General features: G+C 34.8%; 4 protein-coding genes. 3 read left to right on the top strand and 1 reads right to left on the bottom strand.

Features of this window, described 5'->3' with window-relative positions:
• The 3 genes from F6K22_RS30925 to F6K22_RS30915 all read left to right on the top strand — a co-directional run.
• Positions 1 to 1,693 (top strand): ATP-binding protein (locus tag F6K22_RS30925; protein WP_293107068.1); only part of this gene is annotated, 1,693 nt, incomplete at its 5' end.
• Positions 1,694 to 1,816: 123 nt separating this feature from the next.
• Positions 1,817 to 3,388 carry a GGDEF domain-containing response regulator gene (locus tag F6K22_RS30920; RefSeq protein WP_293107065.1) on the top strand — a complete coding sequence of 524 codons (1,572 nt, stop codon included), beginning with the start codon at positions 1,817 to 1,819 and terminating at the stop codon, positions 3,386 to 3,388.
• Positions 3,389 to 3,494: 106 nt separating this feature from the next.
• Positions 3,495 to 4,079: a pseudouridine synthase gene (locus F6K22_RS30915; protein ID WP_293107063.1), complete on the top strand. Its 585-nt coding sequence runs from the start codon at positions 3,495 to 3,497 to the stop codon at positions 4,077 to 4,079.
• A 226-nt stretch (positions 4,080 to 4,305) separates the two neighbouring features.
• Here the strand turns inward: F6K22_RS30915 and F6K22_RS30910 are convergent, their stop codons facing one another.
• Complete coding sequence (locus F6K22_RS30910) at positions 4,306 to 5,022, bottom strand: YdcF family protein (RefSeq protein ID WP_293107060.1); 717 nt, start codon at positions 5,020 to 5,022, stop codon at positions 4,306 to 4,308.
• Positions 5,023 to 5,148: the final 126 nt, after the last annotated feature.

Below are 5,148 nucleotides of genomic sequence, written 5' to 3'. Positions count from 1 at the left end.
TCGTTGTGTAATTCATTCCTATCAAGCAGGGTCAGTGCCAAAAGTGCCATTAGTAGCAGAGTATTTAGAAACCGGATATGAATCAATAATGAATTTAGAAGTTCCAGTAATTGACAACCCCTATATAGAAAAATTGTTAGCACAGGATCGAGCGATGGCTTCAAACAATGTTGATGTAGAACCCCTGCTACATACAACAGTTTCTGCATCAACTTGTATTCGCAGAGAATTAAAATCTATGTTAGTAGTTCGTACCTCCTATCAAGATGAACCAAATGGAATTATTTGCTTGCATCAATGCGATCGCTATCGGAATTGGAGAAAAGATGAAATTGAACTCCTAGAAGCTGTTGCTCAACAAGTAGGAATTGCCCTCGCTCATGCTCATTTATTGGAGCAAGAAACTCGCCAACATCAACAGCTTGTTGCACAAAATATTGCTCTTCAACAAGCAAGACAAGCAGCAGAAGTAGCTAATAAAGCTAAGAGTGAATTTTTGGCTACTATGAGTCATGAAATTAGAACTCCAATGAATGGAATAATTGGTATGACTTCTTTGTTAATTGATACTAATTTGAATTCAGAACAACAAGAATATATCCATGATATCCATACTTGTAGTATTGCACTGCTAAGAATTATTAATGATATTCTTGACTTTTCTAAAATTGAGTCTAATAAATTGGATTTTGAGGAAAGACCTTTTAATTTAAGATTATGTCTGGAAGAGTGTATTGATTTGCTTGCTATTCAGGCAGTTAATAAAAAAATTGAATTAGCTTATTTGATTGAGGATAATACACCAAGTATAATTTTAGGGGATGAAACAAGATTACGTCAAATTTTAGTTAATCTGATTACTAATGCTGTTAAATTTACAGCCAAAGGAGAAGTTTTAGTTGATGTTTCAGCTCAAAAAATACCAGGTTCAGAAAATATTATTAATTCTCCAGATTCAGAAGTATTGAAACTTCCCGAAGATAGCAGTGATAATCAACAGAGTATAGCTAGTAATTTATATGAAATAAAATTTGCTGTAAAAGATACAGGAATTGGGATTCCCCGAGATAAAATGCACAAATTATTTCAACCATTTAGTCAAGTAGATAGTTCCACAACTAGACAATATGGAGGAACAGGATTAGGATTAGTTATCAGTAAACGTTTATGTGAGATGATGGGTGGTAAAATGTGGGTTGAAAGTCAAGAAGGAATAGGCTCTACGTTCTATTTTACCTTAACTGTAAAAGTTGATAAAGATATTACAAGTCAATTTAATCCTATCAATAATTTAGCTGATAAACGATTATTAATTGTAGACGATCGTCCTTCTTGTTTACAAATTTTAACTCAGCAATTGAACCAGTGGGGAATTTTATCTCATACTGCAACATCAGGTCTTGCAGCAATTAATATGCTCAAGAATGGAACTGCTGACCAAAATCAAAATTTTGACCTAATAATCATTGGTATGGAAATGTCAGAAATGGATGGAGTTGCAACTGCTATTGCTATTAGAGAAATACCCAAGTATAAATATCTGCCATTAGTTATGTTAACTCCTATTGGTAAATCACCCACAAAAAATCAACTCCAACAACTCAACTTAGCTGCCCTACTAAATAAACCAATTAAACAATCGCAGCTATACAATATACTGGAGAAAATATTCTCTAATTTACCAGTTAAATAGTAGTTAATAATTAGTAAAAGAGACTTTTGTTTTTCTTCTATAAGACAAATATTAACCCTTCTCTTGTTGATAGTTAAAACCTGATATATTGTTAACTTATAGTATTTTTAAATTCAAATTTTTATGAATCCACAAAAATCACATAATAATTCCTCTGTAATAATGATAGTAGATGATAAAAAATCTATGCGTCATCTCCTGCGTAAAGCATTAGAATCAGAAGGATATCAAATAATAGAAGCAAAAAATGGCAAGCAATGCTTAGAAAAATGTAGTTTTCAAATACCAGATTTAATTTTAATAGATGCAATGATGCCAGAGATTGATGGCTTTGCTTGCTGTGTTAAATTACAAGAAATTTTTAGTCAGAATTTATCAAGTAATTTATTTCCAGATAATAACCTAGATAGTAACCTAGATAGTAACCTAGATAGTAACCTAGATAGCAACCCTTTACTTTATCAGACTCCATTGTTAATAATTACCTCTATTGAAGACAAAGAATTTGTTGACCTCGCCTTCGCAGTTGGTGCAATGGATTATATTACTAAACCAATTAAATGGTCTGTTTTACGTCAGCGAGTCCGTAGACTTTTGCAAATTAATAAACTGGTAAAAGAATTAAAACAGCAAACAGAAACTGCTAGATTTATGACGTTTATTCAAGAACGGGTACGTCAATCATTAAACCTTGATGATATTCTCAAAACTGCAGTACATGAAGTCCGAAAATTTCTCAAAACTGACAGAGTATTCATATATAAATTTAAGCCAGATGGGACAGGAGAAGTAGTTATGGAATCTGTTAGTTACAATCGAGAATCTATTGTAGAAAGCATGAGTAAATTTAGTGACAATGCACAGGATAAATCTGCTAATCAAGAACATATACCTATTGGAGATTTAATTCCATATCATGTTGAATTTCTGAGTAAGTTTCAAGTAAAAGCTAACTTAGTAGTACCAATATCAAAGATTAATACAGAACAAACGTCTGATGGGAATTTTGAGTATACTCAACAACAACTATGGGGATTATTAATTGCTCACCACTGTTCAACACCTAGAAAATGGCAATTTTCAGAAATGGATTTTATTGAATGTTTAGCGGGACAGTTAGCGATCGCTATACAACAATCAGAACTATATCAAAAATTAGTGACTGCGAATCAAAAGTTAGTTGAATTTGCCAACTTTGATAGTTTAACTAAGGTTGCTAACCGTCGTGTGTTTGAGGAATATATTGATAGGGAGTGGCGACGAATGGCAAGGGAAAAAGCGCCAATAGCTTTGATTATATGTGACGTTGACTATTTCAAGTGCTACAATGATACTTATGGTCATCCAGCAGGAGATATGTGTCTGCAAGCAATTGCTAATGTCATTAAAGCAGAAGTCAAGCGACCAGCAGATTTAGTAGCACGTTACGGTGGGGAAGAATTTGTAGTTGTATTACCTCAAACAGATGCTCAAGGTGGATTTCATCTAGCAGAATTGATTCGTAAGCGACTTTTAGATTTAAAGTTAGTTAATGCTGGTTCTCAAATATCAGAATTTGTTACCATGAGTTTAGGTGTAGCAAGCACTATTCCTGTACCTGGATATTCCTGGGGAAAGTTGATTAAAACAGCAGATGAAGCTCTCTATCAAGCAAAGGAAGAAGGACGCGATCGGACAATTATCCAAACTTTTTGAACTGCTAATTTTTCTAATTATATTATATAGAGTAAATATTTAAGGTAAAGTCTACTATTCCCTATTCCCTATTCCCTATTCCCTAGCGCGTAGCGCTATAAAATTTATGGTTTATCGGTATATTTTATTTAATAAACCCTATAATGTCTTGAGTCAGTTTACTGAAAACCGCGATAGCAACCATCGACATCATACTCTAAAAGAGTATATTTCAGTTGATTCAGTCTATCCAGTTGGCAGATTAGACCAAGACAGTGAAGGTCTTTTACTATTAACAAATCACGGACAACTTCAACATCGACTAACCAATCCTAAATTTGCTCATCCTCGTACTTATTGGGTGCAAGTAGAACGAATACCAGATATAACAGCATTGAAGCAACTACAGGAGGGTGTAACAATAAAAAATTATCAAACACGACCTGCAAAAGTTAAATTGTTATCTGTAGAACCTTCCCTACCACCGCGCAACCCACCAATTCGATTTCGCAAAACTGTACCCACTGCATGGTTAGAAATAACTCTCACAGAAGGTCGTAACCGTCAAGTACGAAGGATGACAGCAGCAGTAGGTTTTCCCACACTGCGGTTAGTTAGAATAGCGATCGCTCATCTTCGTCTTGAGGAACTAAAACCTGGCGAGTGGCGAGACCTAAATTCAACTGAAATTGAATCTCTCAAGCAGATATAGTGAAGTCAGAAGTCAGAAGTCAAAAGTCGGAAGTGAGTATAATATGCATCTTACTTATTTGTTATAGCTGAAGTTTTATAGTGCTAGGCAAATACCTTAGGACATTCTTCTGTTCCCTATTCTCTATTCGGTGTTGCTGAACCAAGGGATGAATCTTTCACTCCCTACACTCCCCACACTCCCCACACCCCCCACACTAATTCATCCCACATATAAGCAACGCCCCCTATTCCCTATTCCCTATTCCCTTCTTGCCACAAATTGATTCTTGCTTCAATTTAGCTTGATGCTCACAACGAAAACCATCCTTGCACCATTGTTTGATATTGACCTGTGAGAGTTTTACCACATCTGTACATTTTGGTTCTATTACCTGACTTTCCACCGCCCATATTAAACTACGAATAATATCTAAACCTGTCTTGAGGCGAGATTCTTGATTTCCTGGTACACCTATTTCTTTAACAATATCAGTTTCTACCCAGATTCCATGAGAACCCAGAATAATTTGTGCTAACCACTTTGCTCTAGGTAAATGACTAGGAGATGTGACTAATTTAATATGTCGCGCTCTCCATTTTTCCAAAATTGGCATAGTAAAAAAGAAGTTACCAAAAGTAGATTTAGCGCAATGTTCTAACCAAACTTGCTCTAAAGGAGCATTTACCCGTTGAAATAATCCTATAATACAGGGATCTTTAGAACCAGCAGAAATTAATATAGGTGTCTGAGGATATTGTTTAGCCACTTGAGCAATATAAATTTCTCGTTTAATACTACCACCCAAAACCAAGTAAGCATCAACAGGAGCGTTTGATGCTGAGTTTAGCAAAATAGTATTTCCTACTAACCAAACTAATAGACCAGAAATTATGGGCAAAAATATCAAAAGTAGTATTTTTCTAATTTTCTTGTTTCTACGAATGTTGGGATTTTCTCGCATATAAATTATCTTGAGTTATATCATGTCCAGCTTTCTTAATAATCTCGACTAAAACTGTGAAAAAAAAGCTAGACCTCACTTGATAAGCAAAATCTTGTAGGGACGTTCCATAGAACGTCCCTACAA

This window comes from Okeania sp. SIO2F4, from assembly GCF_010672385.1.
Taxonomy (GTDB): domain Bacteria; phylum Cyanobacteriota; class Cyanobacteriia; order Cyanobacteriales; family Microcoleaceae; genus Trichodesmium.
Note: the sequence above shows the minus strand (reverse complement) of the source record. Positions and strands in the feature narration are given on the sequence as shown.

Coding starts and splice junctions, on each gene's coding strand:
- F6K22_RS30915 (WP_293107063.1), top strand. CDS start 3,495: ATGGTTTATCGGTATATTTTATTTAATAAACCCTATAATGTCTTGAGT.
- F6K22_RS30910 (WP_293107060.1), bottom strand. CDS start 5,022: ATGCGAGAAAATCCCAACATTCGTAGAAACAAGAAAATTAGAAAAATA.
- F6K22_RS30920 (WP_293107065.1), top strand. CDS start 1,817: ATGAATCCACAAAAATCACATAATAATTCCTCTGTAATAATGATAGTA.